General features: G+C 34.1%; 18 protein-coding genes. 14 read left to right on the top strand and 4 right to left on the bottom strand.

Annotation, left to right across the window (positions count from 1 at the left end; translation table 11 throughout):
- Positions 1–12 precede the first annotated feature (12 nt).
- From X927_RS07785 to X927_RS07835, 11 genes are all read left to right on the top strand, one after another.
- Positions 13–1,413: an L-fucose/L-arabinose isomerase family protein gene (locus tag X927_RS07785; protein ID WP_103077514.1), complete on the top strand. Its 1,401-nt coding sequence runs from the start codon at positions 13–15 to the stop codon at positions 1,411–1,413.
- Between the two features lie 92 nt (positions 1,414–1,505).
- On the top strand, positions 1,506–2,525 hold the full coding sequence (locus tag X927_RS07790; RefSeq protein WP_103077515.1) for a sugar-binding protein: 1,020 nt from the start codon (positions 1,506–1,508) through the stop codon (positions 2,523–2,525).
- A gap of 213 nt (positions 2,526–2,738) precedes the next feature.
- Positions 2,739–4,238 (top strand): arabinosylfuranosidase ArfA, encoded by a 1,500-nt coding sequence (gene arfA / locus X927_RS07795; RefSeq protein ID WP_103077516.1) that lies wholly within the window; start codon positions 2,739–2,741, stop codon positions 4,236–4,238.
- Positions 4,239–4,356: 118 nt separating this feature from the next.
- Positions 4,357–6,231: a glycoside hydrolase family 127 protein gene (locus X927_RS07800; protein WP_103077517.1), complete on the top strand. Its 1,875-nt coding sequence runs from the start codon at positions 4,357–4,359 to the stop codon at positions 6,229–6,231.
- An 80-nt stretch (positions 6,232–6,311) separates the two neighbouring features.
- Positions 6,312–7,373, top strand: a complete 1,062-nt coding sequence (locus X927_RS07805; protein WP_146026598.1) for a GntR family transcriptional regulator — start codon at positions 6,312–6,314, stop codon at positions 7,371–7,373.
- 9 nt (positions 7,374–7,382) lie between these two features.
- The gene (locus X927_RS07810; protein WP_103077519.1) at positions 7,383–8,552 is read left to right on the top strand and encodes a sn-glycerol-1-phosphate dehydrogenase; all 1,170 of its coding nucleotides are present in this window, start codon (positions 7,383–7,385) and stop codon (positions 8,550–8,552) included.
- A gap of 481 nt (positions 8,553–9,033) precedes the next feature.
- Positions 9,034–9,783, top strand: a complete 750-nt coding sequence (locus X927_RS07815; protein ID WP_103077520.1) for a GntR family transcriptional regulator — start codon at positions 9,034–9,036, stop codon at positions 9,781–9,783.
- 32 nt (positions 9,784–9,815) lie between these two features.
- Positions 9,816–10,604 carry a nucleoside phosphorylase gene (locus tag X927_RS07820; protein WP_103077521.1) on the top strand — a complete coding sequence of 263 codons (789 nt, stop codon included), beginning with the start codon at positions 9,816–9,818 and terminating at the stop codon, positions 10,602–10,604.
- 16 nt (positions 10,605–10,620) lie between these two features.
- On the top strand, positions 10,621–11,910 hold the full coding sequence (locus tag X927_RS07825) for an ABC transporter substrate-binding protein (RefSeq protein ID WP_211287845.1): 1,290 nt from the start codon (positions 10,621–10,623) through the stop codon (positions 11,908–11,910).
- A gap of 53 nt (positions 11,911–11,963) precedes the next feature.
- A complete protein-coding gene (locus X927_RS07830) occupies positions 11,964–12,842 on the top strand; it encodes a carbohydrate ABC transporter permease (protein ID WP_103077522.1) in 879 nt (292 codons plus the stop codon).
- A complete protein-coding gene (locus X927_RS07835; protein ID WP_211287846.1) occupies positions 12,835–13,659 on the top strand; it encodes a carbohydrate ABC transporter permease in 825 nt (274 codons plus the stop codon). Before X927_RS07830 ends, X927_RS07835 begins: the two co-directional genes overlap by 8 nt.
- A 132-nt stretch (positions 13,660–13,791) precedes the next feature.
- Here the strand turns inward: X927_RS07835 and X927_RS07840 are convergent, their stop codons facing one another.
- The 3 genes from X927_RS07840 to X927_RS10480 all read right to left on the bottom strand — a co-directional run bounded on the left by X927_RS07840 (position 13,792) and on the right by X927_RS10480 (position 16,364).
- On the bottom strand, positions 13,792–14,175 hold the full coding sequence (locus tag X927_RS07840; protein ID WP_103077524.1) for a RidA family protein: 384 nt from the start codon (positions 14,173–14,175) through the stop codon (positions 13,792–13,794).
- A gap of 447 nt (positions 14,176–14,622) precedes the next feature.
- The gene (locus tag X927_RS07845; RefSeq protein ID WP_103077525.1) at positions 14,623–16,008 is read right to left on the bottom strand and encodes a tryptophanase; all 1,386 of its coding nucleotides are present in this window, start codon (positions 16,006–16,008) and stop codon (positions 14,623–14,625) included.
- 221 nt (positions 16,009–16,229) lie between these two features.
- Entirely contained in the window at positions 16,230–16,364 is a 135-nt protein-coding gene (locus X927_RS10480; RefSeq protein WP_103077536.1) for a helix-turn-helix domain-containing protein, read from the bottom strand.
- A 327-nt stretch (positions 16,365–16,691) separates the two neighbouring features.
- On the opposite strand from X927_RS10480, the gene X927_RS07855 reads away from it, so the two are divergent.
- The 3 genes from X927_RS07855 to X927_RS07865 are packed head-to-tail and all read left to right on the top strand — an operon-like array spanning position 16,692 to position 19,443.
- A complete protein-coding gene (locus tag X927_RS07855) occupies positions 16,692–17,603 on the top strand; it encodes an RluA family pseudouridine synthase (protein WP_103077526.1) in 912 nt (303 codons plus the stop codon).
- Between the two features lie 11 nt (positions 17,604–17,614).
- Positions 17,615–19,009 (top strand): DUF5693 family protein, encoded by a 1,395-nt coding sequence (locus X927_RS07860; protein WP_103077527.1) that lies wholly within the window; start codon positions 17,615–17,617, stop codon positions 19,007–19,009.
- Positions 19,006–19,443: a hypothetical protein gene (locus X927_RS07865; RefSeq protein WP_103077528.1), complete on the top strand. Its 438-nt coding sequence runs from the start codon at positions 19,006–19,008 to the stop codon at positions 19,441–19,443. Before X927_RS07860 ends, X927_RS07865 begins: the two co-directional genes overlap by 4 nt.
- Positions 19,444–19,481: 38 nt before the next feature.
- On the opposite strand, the gene X927_RS07870 is transcribed toward X927_RS07865, so the two are convergent.
- Positions 19,482–20,687 carry a pyridoxal phosphate-dependent aminotransferase gene (locus X927_RS07870; protein ID WP_103077529.1) on the bottom strand — a complete coding sequence of 402 codons (1,206 nt, stop codon included), beginning with the start codon at positions 20,685–20,687 and terminating at the stop codon, positions 19,482–19,484.
- Between the last annotated feature and the right edge of the window lie 80 nt (positions 20,688–20,767).

Here is a 20,767-nt window from a genome sequence, read left to right on the forward strand (position 1 = left end):
TGGAGGTGCAAGATGGTAGATAAGAAAAAACCCACAATTGGAGTATTAGGAATTATGCAAGAACTGTATGACAAAACTTATCCTAACATAGTTGAAACTCAATCAAACTACGTTAAAGGCGTCATCAAAGAATTAGGAGATATAGCAGAATTTAAATTTATTAAGCCTGCTAGAAATAGAAAAGACATCGAAGAAATAGTCCAAACGTATAACAACGACAAAGAAATAGATGGAATTATGATTATGATGCTGACTTACAGTCCAGGTCAAAGAATTGTTCCCGCGTTAAAAAAGAATAATCTACCGATAATACTCGCAAATATCCAACCTTTACCTAGCGTGACAAAAGACTGGGATATGGAACTTTTGACTTACAACCAAGGAATACATGGGGCACAAGATAATATGAATGCAATAGTTAGATTAGGTGTCAATTGTCCAGTGGTTACAGGAAATTGGAAAGAAGAAGAATTCAAAAACTTTGTGAGGGATTGGAGTCTTGCAGCTCAAGCAGCAAAAGCTTGTAAAAATATAAGAATCGCAGTTGTTGGAAGAATGCCTGGGATGGGGGATATTACCTTTGATTCATCGGCATTGTTAAAAAAACTCGGAGTTGAAATAGTAGACGAAAGTATGGGAAAGATATATTCTTACTTTGAAAAAGTAACAAAGAAAGAGATCGAAGATGTTAAAGCAGAAAACGCAAAGAACTTTGAAATTGATCCTAAACTAAAAGAAGACCAACACGACTTTGCTGCAAAATTTCAGGTTGCCATTGAAAAGTTCCTCGAAGATAACAGCTACGATGGATACAGTATCTACTTCGATTCTGTAAAGGATGATGGAAGGTTCGAACAGTTACCGTTAATGGCTGCCTCTAACTTGATGGCAAAAGGGTATGGATATGGAGCAGAAGGGGATGCCCTTGCAGCTACGGTTGTAAAAATAGGACATATCCTAGGCAATAACGGACATTTCACAGAAATGTATGCTATGGATTTTGAAAGAGACTCCGTTTTTATGAGCCATATGGGAGAAGGTAATTGGAAAGTAGCAAGAAAAGACAAACCAATAAAACTCATAGACAGATTTTTAGGTATAGGAGATTTAAACAATCCACCAACGGTTGTATTCAACGTACAACCAGGTGAAGGAACCATAACTTCCTTAGCCCCCTTAAGCGAAGGGAATTTCAGATTAGTTGTTTCAAAAGGAGAAGTTATAGACAGTGAAGATTATCCAAATGTTGAAATGCCATATTTTCATTTCAAACCAGATACTGGAGTAAGGAATGCGATGACTAACTGGCTCAAAAACGGAGGAACTCATCACCAATGCTTTAACATCGGAGACACTACAAGGAGGTGGGAATTGTTTGCAAAAATTGTTGGTATTGAGTATGTGAGGGTATGAAGAAATTTCAAAAACTTAACTGAGACAAAACAGGAACTATTCTGTGGTACATTTAGTTAATTTGTAACAACAAAATTTGAGGAGGTGTTTTTATGAAACGTTTTTTGGTAGTTTTGGTATTATTAGTGAGTTTATTTGCATTCTCTGAAACCTTTTTACTCTCACCAAAGTCTATGAACAACCCTTATTGGTTCGCAGTAGAAAACGGTATGAAAGATGCAGCAGAAGCCTTAGGAGTTGAAGCAATATTTGATGCTCCTGTTGAAGTGGATGCAGCAGAACAAGCCCAAAAGATACAAGCGTATATTATTCGTGGTGTAGATGGGATTGGGATATCTCCTAATGACCCAGAAGCTATTAAATTTGTCATTCAACAAGCTTTGAACAGGGATATCCCGGTAATAACCTTTGATTCTGATTCACCAGATAGTGGTAGATATGTATATTTGGGAACTAACAATTACAATGCAGGATACGTTGCTGGTGAGCTTATGGGACAACTTATCGATCAACACAAACCCGATAAAACAACTTTGAATTTTGCTATTTTAACAGGTGGGTTAGCAGCACTTAACTTGAATGAGAGAATTGCAGGATTCAAGGATGCGTTGGAAGAATACTCCCAAAAAACTGGAAAAGAAATAGTCTATGTTGCTGATCCTTTCCCCGCTGAGGACGACACTGCTAAAGCTGTTCAAATTTTAACAGATGTAAATAAACGTTATCCAAATTTAGATGGATGGTTCATTGCCAATGCTTCGGCTGCATATGTTCCGGTGGATACAATGGTTAATGCTTTAGGAGGAATGGAAAAGGCAGAATCACTCCTAATAGTTGCTTTTGATACTTTACCACCAGAATTAGAGCTCGTAAAAGCAGGTGTCTGGAAGGGCCTTGTTGGTCAAAGACCTTATGACATGGGTTATTTATCTCTAGCCATTTTATACAATATGTCGAAATTGGGTGTAGACAAAACACTACAATTATTACCAAAAGTAACAAATGAAGACGGTTCAGTTGATTACATTATAGATACGGGAGTTGACGTTGTAACTTCTGAAAATGTCGATGAATTCTATGAATATGCCAATAAAGTTTATACTAAAAGATAAAATAAACTTTCTTAAGCGATGGGAAATTTCTTCTTCCCATCGCTTTTTGTTAATTAAAATTTCAAAATTACTATGTAATACACTCATCCCTGCTACTATTTTAGCATCGGGGTATCTCTTTACAAAAGAAATAATGAAAAGGATAAAAAGCTGATTTTTATTACCATTTTTTAAGTTCATATCCGTACATATTATACGAGTGAGGTATTTAAAATGAAAAAAGCAAAAATATATATAGACAAAAACTTTGTGATTGATAAAGTAGATAACAGACTTTTTGGCTCTTTTATAGAACATCTTGGTAGGGCTGTTTATACAGGTATCTATGAACCTGATCATCCTAAAGCAGATGAAAAAGGATTCAGAAAAGATGTAATAGATTTGGTTAAAGAATTAAACGTTTCTATTGTTAGGTATCCCGGAGGAAACTTCGTTTCAGGGTACAACTGGGAGGACGGAGTAGGTCCAAAAGAAAAAAGACCTAAAAAACTTGAATTAGCCTGGCGTTCCTTAGAACCAAACGAATTTGGTACCAATGAGTTTATGAAATGGTGTAAGTTAGTAAATACAGAACCAATGATGTCTATTAATTTAGGTACAAGAGGAACAGACGAAGCTAGAAATTTTGTTGAGTATTGCAACTTCCCTGGAGGAAGTTATTTCAGTGATTTAAGAAAACAACATGGATACAATGATCCACACAACATAAAAGTATGGTGCTTAGGAAATGAAATGGATGGTCCATGGCAAATTGGACACAAAACCGCCTTAGAATACGCCAGACTGGCTGAAGAAACCGCTAAAGTAATGAAATTGGTTGATCCAAATCTAAGCTTGGTTGCTTCTGGAAGCTCAGGATGGCACATCCCAACTTTTGGTGAATGGGAAGCGACCGTACTTGAGCATACTTACGATTATGTTGATTTTATTTCTTTGCATGCCTACTACGACAATTATGAAAATAACATAGAAAACTTCTTAGCAAAGTCTATTGATATGGATTCATATATAAAATCAGCTGTAGCCGCGTGTGATTACGTAAAAGGTCGAAAGAAAACTAACAAAACGATTTATATATCATTTGATGAATGGAACGTCTGGTTTCATTCAAGAAAAGAAGATGAGAAAGTTGAACCCTGGCAAATTGCTCCGCCATTACTAGAAGATGTATACACTTTTGAAGATGCTTTGTTAGTAGGTCTAATGCTAATTACGCTCCTAAAACATGCTGATAGAGTTAAGATAGCTTGTTTAGCCCAGTTGGTGAATGTAATTGCCCCTATTATGACAAGAAAAGGTGGAGGTGCATGGAGGCAAACAATATTCTATCCATTCATGCATGCTTCTAACTTCGGAAGAGGCACCGTTTTACAACCAGTCGTATCAGTTGGAACATATGATACTAAAGATTTTAAAGGTGTTCCATTTGTGGACGCAGTTCCCGTTTTTAATGAAGAGAAAAGCGAATTAACGATATTTGCAGTAAATAGGGCACAAGATAAGATGGAGTTTGATTGTGAATTAAAAGGTTTTGAAGATTATTCTGTGATAGAGCACATAATTTTAGAAAACAATGATCTTAAAGCGGTAAATACAGAAGATAATCCAGACAACGTTAAACCTCACAACAATGGAAATGCCAGAAATGAAGGAGGAAAAGTAAAAGCCAATTTGTCACCACTTTCTTGGAATGTTATTAGATTAAAGAAGTAAAATAAATGAATTAGTAACCTCTTTGCACAAAAATGAAAAATCCCAATGTAGGGAGGTTAATTTTTTTTTGTATTTCCTATTAAATTCAACGAGTATCTTGTTTTAATGAGGTGAAAATATGGATGAAACAAAGATAATAAATTTTACAGACTCATCAAAGAATAAATTGACGCCTTGTTCCATAAGTTCAGTAAAAATAAAGGGGTTCATGAATGATTATTTGGAAACAATGTTGAAAGTTACTATTCCTTCGCAGTACGAATTATTAGAAAGTACCGGTAGAATAGATAACTTTAGAATAGCTTCGGGTAAAAAAGAAGGTTCTTTTAAAGGGTTAGTTTTTAACGATTCAGATGTATATAAATGGCTTGAAGCTGCTTCTTATGCTTTGCTGTTCACTAACGACGATGATTTAAAAGAAAAGATTGATAACACAATCAAAGAAGTAAAAGACGCTCAAGAAGATGATGGCTATTTGAATACTTATTTTATGTTTGAAAGAAAAAAAGAGAGATGGACGGATCTCGCAACAAAACATGAACTTTATTGTGCCGGGCATTTAATTCAAGCTGCGATAGCTCATAAAAGGGTTACAGGTGAGGATACATTATTTGATGTAGCTATAAAATTTGCAGATTTAATTGTAGACACCTTCGGTCCAGATAAAAAACGTGGTGCACCAGGCCATCCAGAAATTGAAATGGCTCTAGTTGAGTTGTATCGTGAAACAAAGAACCAAAAATATTTAAACCTTGCTAAATGTTTTTTGGAAGAAAGAGGGAATGGGTATGCGAGTACTTATCGCTTTTTCAACCCAGAGTACTATATAGATCACAAGCCATTTAAAGAATTAGACGAGATGACGGGCCATGCTGTTAGAATGTTGTACCTTTGTACCGGTGCAACGGACATTCACTTAGAAACAGGAGATGAAGAAATTTTCTCTACCATAGAAAGACTTTGGGAGAACTTGGTAACAAAAAAGATGTACATTACGGGAGGAGCTGGCTCTCGATATGAAGGCGAATCTTTTGGGGAAGATTATGAATTACCTAATAGAAGAGCATACACAGAAACATGTGCCGCAATAGCTTCATATATGTGGAATTATAGAATGTTCTTAGCTACGGGTGAAGCCAAATATGTAGATCTAATGGAGTTGGTTTTGTACAATGGTTTACTTTCAGGAATTTCTATAGATGGCAAACATTATTTCTATGTAAATCCTTTAGAAGACAGGAGAAAAAAGAGAAGACAACCTTGGTACGAATGTGCATGTTGTCCTCCAAATATAGCAAGAACATTAACCTCTTTCCCTGGTTATATTTATGCAACTTCTGATGAAGGAATATACATAAACTTGTACGAAAACAGTCAAGCAAATATAATTTACAAAGAAAAAGAAGTCAAAATTACACAAGAAACGGATTATCCATGGGATGGAAAAATAAGGATAATTGTTTCTACAGAAGTTATTGATCCATTTTCTTTATTTTTAAGAATTCCTTCATGGGCGAACGTTTTTGATATAACTGTGGATGGAGAAAAATTAAACAAGAATTTAGAGAAAGGCTTTTTGAAAATATTCAAACCTTGGAAAGGTCCCCATGAAATAATTTTAAATTTACCGATGGATATAAATTTTGTAGAAAGTCATCCATTTGTGAGGGAAAACTTAGACAAAGTAGCTTTGAAAAGAGGACCTATGGTTTATTGTATTGAAAAAGCAGATAACAAAGAAGGAGATGTGTGGAATTATCAAATCGATTTAAATGAAAAAATCGAACCAGAAAATTATCAAATAAATTCAAAAAGAGTGATAAAATTAAAAGCAAAAGGATTCTATGAGGATTTACGGAATTGGGAGGGAAAGTTGTACTCACAAACTGGAAGAATAAAAGGAGCAAAAAAGAAAATCGATATTAATCTAATTCCATATTTTGCCTGGGCAAATAGAGAAGAAGGACCAATGGCAGTTTGGATCAGGAAATAAAATCTTTTCAAAATTATAGCAATTTTTAAATAAAATGTATTATACTAGTTATAACAACAGACTACGGAGGAGTTTTGGCAGTGAAAAAGACCAAGCAATCTATCATAAAAGATTACATCCTTGATCAATTGAAGAGTGGAGAATTAAAAAAAGGAGATAGAATTCTATCTGAAAATAAATTGGCTGAATTTTTTTCCGTCAGTAGGCAAACAGTTAGAAAAGCTATCTACGATTTAGAAAAAGAAGGGTATTTGGTTACTAGAAGAGGCAGTGGAACTTACGTTAAATCCATGAGAAAAGATAAAGAAAACATAGGTATTTTAACTCAATCTTTAACTGACTATATATTTCCTTTTATAGTCATGGGAGCAGAAGAGGCATTAAAAAATACTAAGTGTAAATCTTTTATAGGTAACGCAAAAAACGATCCTGTTGTTGAAAGGGAAACCTTAGAAAGGTGGATGGACTTTGGATTAAAAGGTATGATAGTGGATCCAGTAGTAAGTGCCACTAAACAAGCCAATGTAACTCTTTTAAAAGAAATAAGCGAACAGATCCCCACCATCATTATAAATAGTGATCTAAATATTCAACACGCTGGGACGTTGGTTCTGAATGACTACGACTGTGGATCTTTTGCGGCGAAGAAATTTATTGAGTTAGGGCACAAAAAGGTCGCTGTGATATACAAAGCCGTTCATAAAGCAGCAAATGAAAGGGCTAATGGATTTATAGACACAATAAAAGAACATAGGCAAATATTGCTATACGAATTGCCTTTTCACGGACAAGAAACATCCGATGAAGTTTTTAATTTAATCATGTCGCTTTTGAGCTTACCAAAAAACAATTTACCCACTGCAATTTTTTGTTCAAACGATTTGGTAGCTATGCAGGTAATAATGGCTGCAAAAAAGTTGAACCTTGATATACCAAACGATATTTCGTTAATAGGTTTTGATGATGCAGATTTTGCACAAGCACTTGAAATTTCTACGTTTAGGCATCCAAAACAGCAATTCGGTGAAAAAGCTGCTCAAATGCTACTTAAAATGATCGAGGAAAATAACAATGGAAAACCAGAAAAAATTGTCGAGAAAGCTGTGTTCATAGAAAGAAAGAGCCTTATTCAAAAAAAGTGAGGAAAAAATATGGTCGATCTTTTAAATCTTAAAATAGAACAAATGGCTGGTTTAAATTTCAAATGTGAATGTGGACGAACTCATAAAGTAGATATTGAAAAAATAATTGTAGGAAATAATATTTTGAATGCTAAAAATATTTTTATGGATATTATCAACTCTGAAAATTTATTTGTTGTTGCTGATAAAAATACCTATAAGAGTTTTGGAAAAGAACTAATTACATTCTTAAAAAGAGAAAATTATCAAATAACTGATTTTATTTTTCAAAACGAAGATCATTTGATTCCAAATGAAAAAAGCGTCGGAAGATTATTGATAGAAATTTCAAAGAATGCATCGTTAATAATTGGTGTTGGTTCTGGGACTATAAACGATCTGTGTAGATTTTTAAGTTACAAACTCAATATTCCTTATGTGATCTTTGCAACCGCTCCTTCAATGGATGGATATGCTTCAATGGTCTCCCCTTTAATTGTAGAAGGTTTTAAAAAAACGCATGAAGCAACTTACGCAAAAGCAATTGTAGCGGATACACAAGTTTTAAAAAATGCACCTTTAGAAATGATTCATGCAGGATTCGGAGACATTCTTGGAAAGTTTACTTCTTTGACGGATTGGAAACTTTCTAAATTAATTAACAATGAATATTATTGTGAAAAAACCGTTGAATTTGTAGAAAAAGCAAGGGATCTTTGCGTAAAAAATGCAGAGAAAATAAGTCAAAGAAGCGAAGAAGTTACTAAACAAATAATGGAAGCGTTAATTATCTCTGGAATAGCCATAGGATTTGTAGGTTACTCTAGGCCTGCATCGGGGGCGGAGCATCACCTAGCTCATTATTGGGAAATGGATGCTATATCAAAAAATATATCCCATCCTTTACATGGAAATTCTGTTGGAGTAGGGACCGTTGTTGTTTCGATGATCTATCAATTAATGAAAGATAAACTTCCAAAAGGGTTAACTCCACCAGATCCTGAGTACTTAATTTCAATTCACAAAAAGGTAGGCTCGATATACAGCCCAAAAGAATTAGGTATTCCAAAAGATGTTTTTCAAGATAGTATTATACATGCCAGAGAAATCAGAAATAGATACACTATTCTTCAATTAGCTCATGAGTTTAACCTTTTAGAAAAGATATCAACGATTCTTACAGATAAATTTTATGGTTAATTTTTATCTTTGACAGCTCGGCTAAAAATTATTTAGCCGAGTTTTTATTTTCAAGTATAATACTTTTTCCATCCGAAAAAAAATCAATTTTCGTTGCCGAACTAATTCGAATGTTGATTAACTTGTTTTTTTATATCCTAATTTTTTATAAAACTTGATAGCTATAATATTTTCTTTTTTACATCCAATATCTTCGCTTTCCTTCGCAGTTGCTTTTTCTATGATGGCCATTTTATACTCCCTTTAATATATTTTATTAGATCATAGTACGATTTTTAGAAAGAGTATTTTTAAGAATTTTCAGTATAATTGGCTATAAAAGCTCTTAATTACTCTTAATCATCTCAGATCACGAATAATTAAGTTTGCAAAATATAAAAATAAAAGTTATAATTGGAATAAAGATATGAAGTATGATATGTTATTTGATATTAATCTAAATGTTATTTTATTTTCATGTTTTAATCTGAGGAGGTGCTAAATGATTTCAAAAGCTGGTAGATCCTTATATAAAGAAATATTGAATGAATTGAGAACAAAAATAACTAAACTCCCTGAAGGGTATAAATTACCTTCTCAACAGGAACTATGTGAAAATTTAGGGGTTAGCAGAACATTAATTAGAGAAGTATTAGTAAGCCTTGAGCGAGAAGGTTTGATCATAAGAAAGCAAGGGTTGGGTACATTTGTAGTGAAAAAAGAAGGTATTGTACAAACTGGTTTAGATTATTTAAGGGGAGTTTCAACTATAATTTCTACCTCAGGAAAAGTCCCTGACCTTATTTTAAACGAGTTTGAGGAAGTAGCCGCGTCTCCTTCACTCTCAAAAAAATTGGAAATCGCTCCTAAAGATCCATTAATCAAAATTAAAAGAGTTTATACGGCTGACGGTTTTCCAGTTATATACTCAGAAACGTATATGGTTATCAACAGGATTCCAGGTGGAAAAGACGCAATAATTTCCGTCTTAAAAGATGAAAATAGTAAAAATGAAGAAATTTTCAGCTATTTAGACAAATATTTTATGAGACCCATTAAACATGCTATCGCGGAAATAGAAGCTATTGATGCCGACAAGAAACTTGCCAACTTATTGAAAATTCCCGAGAAAAAAGCAATCACTCTTTTACTAGAAGTTCATTACGATGAAAATAATATTCCCTTACTTCAATCAATGGATTACATAAATACCTCTATTTTCAAATTAAGTGTATTTAGAAGAAAAATATAACCTATTTATAACTACCTAAAGGAGGAGATTCTGTGTTCAAACAAGATTTTAGAGTTTCAACAGGATTAGAAAATCAAATTCAATACCATATTCAATGTGGGCCGGGTGACGTTGCTCCTGTAGTAATTGTTCCCGGTGATCAAAGCAGAGTAGAAAGTATTATCAGTAAACTACACGATCCTAAAAAAATTTCAGAAAACAGAGGACTTATTACCTACACTGGCTATTATGAAGATTACCCTGTATCAGTCACTTCAACAGGAATGGGTGGGCCTTCTGCAAGCATTGTCTACGAAGAGCTTATAAATATTGGGGCAAAGATACTAATTAGGATTGGAAGCGTTGCTGGATTACAAGAAGAAATCGAAGAAGGAGATGTCATAATTCCTCATGCATGCGTGAGAGATGATGGCGCCAGTCAATATTATGTACCACAGAATTTCCCTGCGGTAGCTTCGCCAGAAGTATATTTAAGACTTCTTTCTGCTGCAAAGAGTCTAAAGCTTGATTTCAAAACAGGAATAAATTGGAGTCATTCTTGTTTTTACAATAGGGATCCTGAATATTTCCAAAGATGGAGTAGATACAGAGTTGTTTCAATGGATATGGAAGCTTCTTCTCTTTTCGTTGTTTCATCGTTAAGAGGTGTAAAAGCAGGATTTATTGGCATATGTTATGCAAATAGATTCAAACAATCTAATAGAGACAAAGTAGATTTAAGCGTCCCAGATACTAATAGAAGCATAATAAAAGCTTCAACGAGCAAAGCTATTGATATTACTTTAAGGGCAATTAAAGACTTGTACCAAAACGAACTTTAATTAGGAGGTGTTGAAAGTGCGGAAAGGTAGAGTATTAGTCATTCTTTTTGTTTCTTTATTAGTTTTTGCAAATATGTTTTCAGAAGTGAATTTGGTGAGTGAAGTAGGTATACACACTGAGGCGTGGAAAACGGTTATGGATGATTTTCAAAAAGAAACAGGGATAAAGGCAAATATCCAGCAATTCCCTTATGCAAATTATTTTGATCAACTGATGTTAACCTTTACCTCTGGAAGAGTCGATTTTGATGTACCTTATGTTTCAATGCTTTGGTATCCCGCTTTAGCTACTGCTGGATATATATACCCCATAAACAAAATCGAAGGATACGAAGAGTTAAATTTAGAAGATATTTCTGGTATCGAAAACGCCTGGCAAAATGGAAATCTGTATTTCATACCGTATATGAATGAGTTGGGTGGCGTAGTTTACAGGACTGATTTGTTCAACGATCCTAAGGAGAAAACGGCTTTTAGAGAAAAATATGGGTATGAACTAACTCCACCCCAGACGTTGGAACAATATAAAGATATAGCAGAATTTTTCTATAGACCTCCAGAATTATACGGTGTAACTCTCATGGGCCAAAGAAGTATATTCCTTGCCACGCATTTCCTGCAAAGATTATGGGCAAGAGGTGGAAGTCTTTTAAATGATGAAATGAAACCTGTTTTCAATTCCAAAGAAGGTATTGAGGCGTTGGAAGAAGTTGGTGAAATGTTTGAATACGCAAATCCTGCTGCAAAAACCTATGTATTCCAGGACGCTTTGACAGAATTTACACAAGGAAGAAGTGCTATGGCAGAACTCTGGACAACAGCTATGCTTTACACAGAAGATCCAGAAACTTCAAAAGTTGTTGGCAAATCATCCTTTATTGGATTCCCAAGACCAGAAGAATTGAAAGATGAAAAATTACCAATGCTGTATATTTCATGGGGCTTTACTGTCAGCTCTGCAAGTAAGAACAAAGAAGAAGCCTTAGAATGGATAAAGTTTGTAACTGAAACCCAAAATGAAGTAAAAGCTGCTCCTTACGGTAATATTCCAGCACGTTTCTCGTCTATAAATGATCCCGCAATGAGAGAAAAATTTCCGTGGTTGGATGGCTTTTCTAAAGCAATGGAAAATTCTATCCCAACACCTATGGTCCCACTCATTCCGGAAGGAAACTCTATAGTAAATGATTATATAGCCCCTGCCGTGTCTGAATATCTAAGCGGCTCAAAAACAGCCGAAGAAGCTTTGAATGAAGCTGCTGATAGTGTTTCTCAACTACTGAAAGACCATGGTTATTATTATTGAATCCAAGTAAGCCCCGTTAAAACGGGGCTTTACTCTAAAGGAGGTTTTGTTGATTGCAATTTAAAAACAAAGATGTTGGATATGTTTTGCCTACGCTTATTTTCATAATATCAATTTTTTTAATTCCTATTGTATATACTATAGTCATTTCTTTCTTTAATTGGAATCTTTTAAGACCTGATTTAGGAATAAGGTTTGTAGGCTTACAAAATTATACAAAAGCTTTTAGAGATTCTTTTACCTGGGAAACCATGGGGAGAACTTTCTACTTTGTTATAGTTTCAGTTCTATTGGAAATAATATTTGGTTTTATGATAGCCCTTTCTCTAAATACAGAATTTAAAGGTTGGAAAGTTGTTCAATCGATAATTTTGATCCCTTTCATGATCGCTCCAGTGGTAGTCGGATTCGTGTGGAAATTTGTTTTAAATAATGATTACGGGCCTTTACCTCAACTTTTAATGAACATAGGATTTGGTTTTATAGCAGAAAATCCATTGTTAGCCAATCCAAACTCTGCCATGTTCATGGTAATATTAGCAGATGTTTGGGAATACACCCCTTTTGTTACTTTAGTTTTATTAGCTGGTTTAAAAGCTTTGCCACAAGAACCGTATGAAGCTGCATATGTAGACGGAGCTTCGGCCATTCAAAGATTTTTTTACATAACTTTACCTTTACTACGACCCTCAATCATGGTTGCTATTGTAATCAGGACATTAACGTCTTTGAGAGTATTTGACACAATTTTTATCATGACGGGTGGTGGACCAGGTTCTGCTACAGAAACTCTATCTTTTTATGGCTATAGAACTGCATTTCAATCATACCAAATGGGATATTCGTCAGCGATTAATCTGATCTCATTTTTCTTAGCGATTGTTTTTACTTTAATCTATATGAAAATACTAGGGTGGGATAATAATGAGTAAAAGTAAAATTATAAAAGTATTGTCAATGACAATAGTAGTTATAGCGTTAATTTGGACACTTTATCCACTTATGTGGATTGTTTTTTCATCCTTTAAAACACCTATTGATCAGTTCACTATTCCACCAAAGTGGATCCCAGAAAATTTTACTTTAAGGAATTATAAGATTTTTTTTAGTAACACCGAATTTGTAAGAGCCTTCTTCAATAGTATTATAGTAACCGCCTTTTCCACTATTTTAGCGTTAATTCTTGGTATACCAGCAGCTTATGGTTTGGCTCGTTTTAAATGGAAACATGCAAGTCTATTGTCATTTATTATATTGTTAGCACGTATGACTCCTCCAATTGTTATGGTGTTACCTTTTTTCTTAATTTCTCGCATTCTAAATATATCAGGAACATACATACCTATTATCTTGGCTAGTTCTTTTTTCAGCGTACCTTTTGCGGTGTGGATGATGCAAGGATTTTTTTCTGAAATTCCTGAATCAATAGAAGAAGCTGCTATGATCGATGGTTGTACAAGATTTGAATCGTTGAGAAAAATAGTTCTTCCTTTAGTATTACCAGGAATTTCGGCAACTTCGATATTATGTGCACTTGTATCATGGAATGAATTTTTATTCGCCTTAATTTTAACTGGCCAGGAGACTCGAACACTGCCTGTACTTGTGAATATGTTTGTAAGTGAAAAGAATGTTGATTGGGGGGTAATGAGCGCTGCTGCGTTGATCACCGTTATACCCATGATAATCTTCGGCCTACTCGTTCAAAACAATTTGGTTAAAGGGTTAACTGCAGGGAGTGGGAAATAGGTGCTTTATCCTCTAAAATCCCCTTTCTTCTGTTCAGTTCACTAAAAACTCATCTTTTAACTGTCAAAGTCAGGAATTTGTCTACTGGTTTGGGGAGCTTTTTAAAGATACTTTTGGTTGCTGTGATATTTGCTATTCAGCAGAGGCAATTGCTTCAATCTCTATTTTGACATCTTTGGGCAGTCGAGCTACTTCCACAGCACTACGGGCGGGATAGGGTTCAGTAAAGAATTCATGATAGACTTCATTTATTGCTGCCATTTCATTCATGTCCTGTATAAAGAGGGTGCATTTAACTATGTTATCCATACTTAAACCCGCTTCTTCCAGGATTTTTTTAATGTTAGTTAGAGACTGCCTGGTTTGATCCTTAATATCATCACTTACTAGTTCTCCTTCAGCCGTGAAAGGAATTTGACCACTTGTTATAATCAGATTTCCAACTTTAATAGCTTGAGAATAAGGGCCAATTGCTGAAGGAGCATTTTTTGTCTTGATCTCTATTTTTTTACTCATTTTTTTACCTCCCATTTCCAAAATTTATTGATTTCTTCAGAAAGGCTAAAACAATATTTTTACTAACTTTTAATACCTTCAATATACAGTAACTCTTTTTAACTGTGTTTCAATTTAGTCTGCTCTGATTATTTGTTCTTATCTCCTCGATATAATTGATATGATTGATTCGCTACCCCAGATTTCAATAATAGAATGGGAGCAGGAGGGTACTCCCGCAAGGCTTTACTTAAAGCTATCTTCGTTCAGAAAGTCAAGAATTTTATAATAAGTGAGTTGATTCACTTCCTTTAGAGTTATCATTCATCAACGTCTCTACCTTTACCGTTTTTTCCCTGCTTGCTCCCATGATAAGAATTATGCTTTCGACTTTTTAGAAAAGATTGGTAAATACTAGAAAACCTTCCTGTACTACGATGTGACACCTGAAAAGTTACGTATGCCGCTCTATTCTATTGGTTTTAACCTTCCAGTGAAATGTCTAAGGATTTCTGGTTCATATGTGAATTCTAATCCTTTGAGTGAGTTAGATATATCTTTTACAGCTAATAATCCTTCAGCAACGTAATCAAGGTGAGTGTAAGTGTAGACTCTTCTTGGGATAGCCAATCTTAAAAATTCAAAAGGAGATTCAAGTTGTTCACCAGTCTGAGGATCACGCCCCATCATTAATGATCCAACTTCTACGCCACGAACTCCAGACTCTAAATAAAGTGCGTTTGCCAACGCTTGAGCTGGAAATTGGTAATAAGGTATATGAGGAAGCATCTTTTTAGCATCCACAAAAACAGCATGTCCTCCAGTTGGATATTGAATTGGTACTCCACCCTCTCTTAACCTATCTCCCAAGTATTTTACTTGTTTTATTCTATATTCCAAATAATCAAACTGAATTCCTTCTTTTAAACCTCTTGCCATGACTTCCATATCTCGCCCAGCTAAACCACCATATGTAGGGAATCCTTCTAAAGGAACAAGAGCTGCTTTTACTTGATTATACAGAGCTTCGTCTTCTTTAATCCCAATTAATCCACCTATATTTACTATAGCGTCTTTTTTTGCACTCATGGTGAATCCATCCGCATAACTAAACATCTCTTTCACTATTTCTTCTATGGATTTTTCAAAATATTCTTTTTCTCTTTGCTTTATAAAATAAGCATTTTCAGCGTAACGAGCTGCATCTAGAAATACACGAATCCCATATTTATTGGCTATTTCACGGACTTGCCTTATGTTTTGCATAGAAACAGGTTGTCCACCTGAGCTGTTACAGGTTATAGTTATTATGATAAAAGCAATATTATTGCTTCCTTTATCTAATATAAATGATTCCAATTTTTCCAAGTCAAAATTTCCTTTAAAAGGATGATAGGTATTTGTATCAAGAGCATCTTCTATAACTAGATCGACAGGTCTACCTTTAGCTAATTCGACGTGTGCCTTAGTTGTATCAAAATGCATGTTACTCAACACGTATTGACCAGGTTTTTTAATTAAAAGAGGGAATAAAACCTGTTCTGCTCCTCTACCTTGATGAGTAGGTACAAAATAGTTGTAATCAAAGATTTCTTTACTTGTTTCCCATAAATGGTAGAAACTCTTACTTCCTGCGTAAGATTCATCTCCCAACATCAATCCCGACCATTGATTATCGCTCATCGCTCCCGTACCACTGTCAGTCAACAAATCAATGTAGACTTCTTCTGATTTCAATGCAAATAAATTATAACCACCCCTTTTTAAGGCTTCTTCTCTTTCTTTTCTTGAAATTTTTTTGATTGGTTCCACCATCTTGATTTTAAAAGGTTCTGGGGTTGCTTTTATTTCCATTTTTCTCCTCCTATTCAATATTTGAAGTTTTCTTTATAAATTTTCTGAAAAATGAGCAATTTTATTGTATTCTACACCCCTCATTAAAACCACCTCTCGCTTTCAAGTTTTTCTATTTTTGAGGTATTTCTGTCGAATTACAATTAAGGCTATATTCAGCCAGAAGTTTTGGTAAACTTTATTTATCTTATGTTCAATAATTTCTAATTTCCCTAAAAGTGTTACGTCTTCGAAGCTTCAGCACCAATTTCATTAAGATAATTGTAAATCGAATATCTGGAACAATTTAGTTTTTTAGCTAAAAGTTCAACAGCTCCTTTAACTAGTGGCAGATAAGATTTTAATATAGGATGCATATCATGCTTCAATGAATATTTCACCAGCTTTTAGAAGTTGATTCATTGTGACACCTTTTTTATTATGCCGAGTCAATTCAACAAAGTCAAGTTATATTAAAATTTTTCAAGTAATACAAAAAGATAAGAAAAAAGATTAAATTTTTCAAAAAAATCCCAAAACCAAAAAGAACATCTTATACCTTTCTAGGGATATAAAATATTCCAACGTTTTTTCACAAGAAAAAACAAAAAGATGATATAATAAGTAAGCAAATGAATGTTGCGTCAAAGAAGTTTTTCTTTTTTCTCAGATAGGTGGTTAATTTAAGGGAGGCTTATTTAAGGTTGGAAAAAGAAACAACAGTCAACGAAAAAAATTATTATTCTAGGTTAGACACGTTTATAAGAAAAAATTATCCCGAAATAAAATTGGGGGCTATTTACAGTTTAATAAGAAAAGGTTTTGTTAAAGTCAATGAAAAGAGGGTCAAAAAGAACAATTATAGTTTAGAAATAGGAGACAACGTTAAAATTATTCTGGATGAAAATAAATTAGAAGAAATATCCAGACCTGCGCAACCTTCTTTAAAGGCAAGGCCAGTCTCTTTTGATATTATCTATGAAGATAAAGACCTTCTAGTAATAAACAAACCTGCCAAAGTATCTGTACATCCGGGATCTAAAGAAGAAATGGCAACGATAATTGAAGGAGTGTTGCACTACTCACGAGGTGAATTTGAGCCTCACTTGGTACATCGTTTAGATAAATTAACGTCCGGGGTAATGGTTGTGGCAAAAAACAAGCAAACAGCTCGTGAGTTGACACAGTTAATCAAAAGTAGGGAAACAAGAAAATATTACTTAACCTTATTAGTAGGGAATTTAAATAAAAAAAACGGTGAATTAGTTTCTACAGTTTATGGTAAAACTGCACAATTAAAATATAACCTTAAGAAAAAATTCGATTTATTTGGTGAGATATATTCTTTGGTAGAGATTGAATTATACACAGGCAGAAAACATCAAATAAGAGTTCAATTCGCTGATTTAGGCTTTCCCATTGCTGGGGATGATAATCACGGAGATAAAAAGAGAAACAAGCTCTTAAGAAAGAATTATGGTTTAAAAAGAATTTTTCTTCATGCTAGTAAGATTTCTTTTGATTATAATAATCAGCATTACGATTTTTCTGCACCATTGAGCGAAGATCTTCAAATTGTATTGGACAAATTGGAGAAGAGCACAAAGAGAAATTGAGGGGATCGAAAATGAACAAAATAAGAAAACCGATAATTTTTATTACTTTATTCAGCTCTTTGATTTTCTTCTTTTACGCCTTTTATATTGATTATCAAAATTCTAAAAACTTTTCTATATTGCCTACAGAAGATCAACTGAATTCTGTACAAAAAAGCGGCTACAATTTCATGGTTTATAACCAATATGCCATATTAAAAGATTTTGAATCTCAGGGCTTCGAAGAAGATCAATCTTTTCTAAGAGAATTAGCAAACCAATATGATTACGTATTAGTTGTCGAATTTTCTGATTTTGATAAGTATTTTACGGAAATAAAAGATAAGTTAGATAAAGATATTCTAAATAATATGAGATATGTACATTACATCAAACCTGGAGAGATAGATAAGTTTGACGATCAAATGATAGTTCAAAGATTTCATAGAGCCTTGAAAGAAAGAAAGATAAGATACTTTTTGTTCCCCGATCATCCAAGGACCCCAGAGCTAATGAGATTAGTTCAAAAAGATTTAGGAACTCCCGTTACAATCGATTCAATTAAGTACTATTCTCCTACATTTATCTTTCCATGGGTAGGTTTTGGGCTCATCACAATTAATTTATTTGTATATATACCGCTTTTTGCTATCTTATATATTTTAGCTTTTTTCTTTTTATACAATTGGTCTTTCACTTTGGCGGCAACTTTGTTTTCAATCATCATCTTTTTTAGAATTTCTAAAAATAACCTCCTAAAAATAATTGGATACGCTTTATTGTTTGGAGTATTAGTGTATATGAGCGCTTATAACTCTTTATTTATCTTCAAGCTTAATAACGTTAGAGGGGTCAAAATCCTACTTTTAGTTTTGCCGTTGTTAGTACTGTTAAAAGCGTTTATGGAGTTTACCGGTTTTAGATTTAGCAAATTTAATATCGCAGAATCTTTTAAGAAGGTTAAAGAGGTTAAATTTAACAAGTCAGATGTTTTATTACTAATTTTTGTTGCATTTGCTGGAATTATATACGTAGTAAGAAGCTCAAACTGGGCTTTCGTTACAAATTTTGAAAGAAGAGCTAGGGATGCGTTAGAGAGGGCGCTTATAGCAAGACCACGAACAAAAGAACTTATTTCATATTTGTTTTATTATACAACTCCTCTTTCAGGGAGAAGTTTTATATGGGACTTTTTTAAGGCTTTACTACCGGTATCGATACTTGACACTTTTTTACATATACACACACCTTTAAACTTAAGTGTCTTACGAACGATCAACGGTTTTTTAGTTTCTCTTTTGCTTTTGTTAGTTATAATATTGATAGAAAACCTGTATAGAAAGTTTATACATTCAGGCCAAGAACCATATAAACAAGAAGAAAATATTAGAGAAGAAAATTCAACCGCCGAGGAGGGGATAGAATGAATAACTTGAAAGTTTTTTTAAGAAGCATAGCAATTATTGGAAGTATCGTGGTAGCAGGACTTTCTGTCTATTTGTTTTACCTTGAAAGTGTCAATCAAAGACTTTTCGAGTATTTTAATTTTTCGGATTTTTTAAACTTTCTCTTTATAGGCCTATTTATCGGACTGATAGGAGGCTTAATATTTTTTTATTTTCTGTTCCTATTTAACAAAAAGTACGGTATGACATTTTCGATCATATTACTTAGTGTGCTTTCTGCTTTGTCTATCGTCATATACTCTTCGATGATTTTAAGCGTTATTTTTATTGCCAACCTAATTGGATTATCTTTGGTAATATATTTCACAAGGCAAAAGCCAGAAAGCAAAAAGTACGTTAAACCTTCGTCGCCCAAAACTGACAAAGAACAAACTGACAAAAATTCAGAAAATTAATTCAAAGGCGCCGTGAATTGACACGGCGCCTATTGATATCATTTAACTTTTATTTTTTTCTCATTGTAAACGGTCACAGCTTCTTTTAGGATATTACTAGCCTTTCTTAACTCTTCACTGTTTAATACATAAGCTATTCTTATTTCTTGCTTGCCAGCACCTGGTGTAGCATAAAAACCTGACAATGGTGAAACCATAACAGTTTCTCCATTCACATCGAAGTCTGTAAGCATCCACTTGATGAACTCCTCAGAATCATCGATCGGTAGTTTAACGGAGAGATAAAATGAACCATGGGGTTTCTTACAAACGGCTCCTTCAATCTTTCTTATCTCTTCGTATGCAGCATCCCTTCTTTTTTGGTACTCTAAAGCAATACCTTGATAATAGTCTTTCCCCAAATCCCTTAGCAACCCTAAAACACCAAATTGAGCCAACAAAGGTGGAGATAATCGGGATTGAGCAAATTTCATTACTTGCTCTAAAAGTTTCTTATTTTTAGTGGCAAAAACTCCAATTCTTGCTCCACAAGCGCTGTACCTTTTCGATACGCTGTCGATTAAAATGAATCTGTCTTTGTCTTCAAAATTCATAACGGATACATGCTTAGTTCCATCAAAAGTGAATTCTTTATATACCTCATCTGATATTACAAATATGTCTTTTTCTTTTGCAAAGTCAACGATTCTTTTTACTTCATCGTAACTGTACACAGCTCCTGTGGGATTTGAAGGATTAGAAAAGATTATCGCCTTAACGCTTTCGTTGTAAGCCTTTTCGAATTCTTCTATACTTGGGACGGCATAGCCGGTTTCGGGATCCGCTTTTACCGGACAAAGTTTTACATTTAGCATCTCTGCAAAACCTTTATAATTAGCATAAAATGGCTCTATAACCATTACTTCGTCCCCCGGATCTGCAACAGATGCCAAGGCGAAAATCGCTGCCTCGCTTCCCCCTGTAGTGACGATCAACTCCTGGGGATCAAAGTCTATATCCCATAACTTATAATAATCGGAAAAAGCCTCACGTAGCTCTAATAGACCTGCAGAATGGCTGTAATAAATTACTTTGGATGAGTACTTTTTTATCCCTTCGAAGAACGCTTTAGGTGTTTCGATATCAGGTTGACCTATGTTTAAAAGGTAAACTTTTTTACCTTCTTTCTTTGCCCTTTCTGCGTACGGGACTAACTTTCTAATAGGAGAAAATTGTGTATTTAAAACTCTTTGAGATATTTTCATAAGTAACCCTCCTCATTCTCATTTTTACTATCTTTTTTAGAAACTCGAAAACTTTATACATAGCGCCCCTTCGCCCCGCA

Origin of the sequence: Petrotoga mexicana DSM 14811 (assembly GCF_002895565.1) — a bacterium.
Lineage (GTDB): Bacteria > Thermotogota > Thermotogae > Petrotogales > Petrotogaceae > Petrotoga > Petrotoga mexicana.

Excerpts from the sequence above, each read along its gene's own strand:
- X927_RS07785 (WP_103077514.1), top strand. The coding sequence starts at position 13 with ATGGTAGATAAGAAAAAACCCACAATTGGAGTATTAGGAATTATGCAA.
- X927_RS07790 (WP_103077515.1), top strand. The coding sequence starts at position 1,506 with ATGAAACGTTTTTTGGTAGTTTTGGTATTATTAGTGAGTTTATTTGCA.
- arfA (WP_103077516.1), top strand. The coding sequence starts at position 2,739 with ATGAAAAAAGCAAAAATATATATAGACAAAAACTTTGTGATTGATAAA.
- X927_RS07800 (WP_103077517.1), top strand. The coding sequence starts at position 4,357 with ATGGATGAAACAAAGATAATAAATTTTACAGACTCATCAAAGAATAAA.
- X927_RS07810 (WP_103077519.1), top strand. The coding sequence starts at position 7,383 with ATGGTCGATCTTTTAAATCTTAAAATAGAACAAATGGCTGGTTTAAAT.
- X927_RS07815 (WP_103077520.1), top strand. The coding sequence starts at position 9,034 with ATGATTTCAAAAGCTGGTAGATCCTTATATAAAGAAATATTGAATGAA.
- X927_RS07835 (WP_211287846.1), top strand. The coding sequence starts at position 12,835 with ATGAGTAAAAGTAAAATTATAAAAGTATTGTCAATGACAATAGTAGTT.
- X927_RS07840 (WP_103077524.1), bottom strand. The coding sequence starts at position 14,175 with ATGAGTAAAAAAATAGAGATCAAGACAAAAAATGCTCCTTCAGCAATT.
- X927_RS07845 (WP_103077525.1), bottom strand. The coding sequence starts at position 16,008 with ATGGAAATAAAAGCAACCCCAGAACCTTTTAAAATCAAGATGGTGGAA.
- X927_RS10480 (WP_103077536.1), bottom strand. The coding sequence starts at position 16,364 with ATGCATCCTATATTAAAATCTTATCTGCCACTAGTTAAAGGAGCTGTT.
- X927_RS07860 (WP_103077527.1), top strand. The coding sequence starts at position 17,615 with ATGAACAAAATAAGAAAACCGATAATTTTTATTACTTTATTCAGCTCT.
- X927_RS07865 (WP_103077528.1), top strand. The coding sequence starts at position 19,006 with ATGAATAACTTGAAAGTTTTTTTAAGAAGCATAGCAATTATTGGAAGT.
- X927_RS07870 (WP_103077529.1), bottom strand. The coding sequence starts at position 20,687 with ATGAAAATATCTCAAAGAGTTTTAAATACACAATTTTCTCCTATTAGA.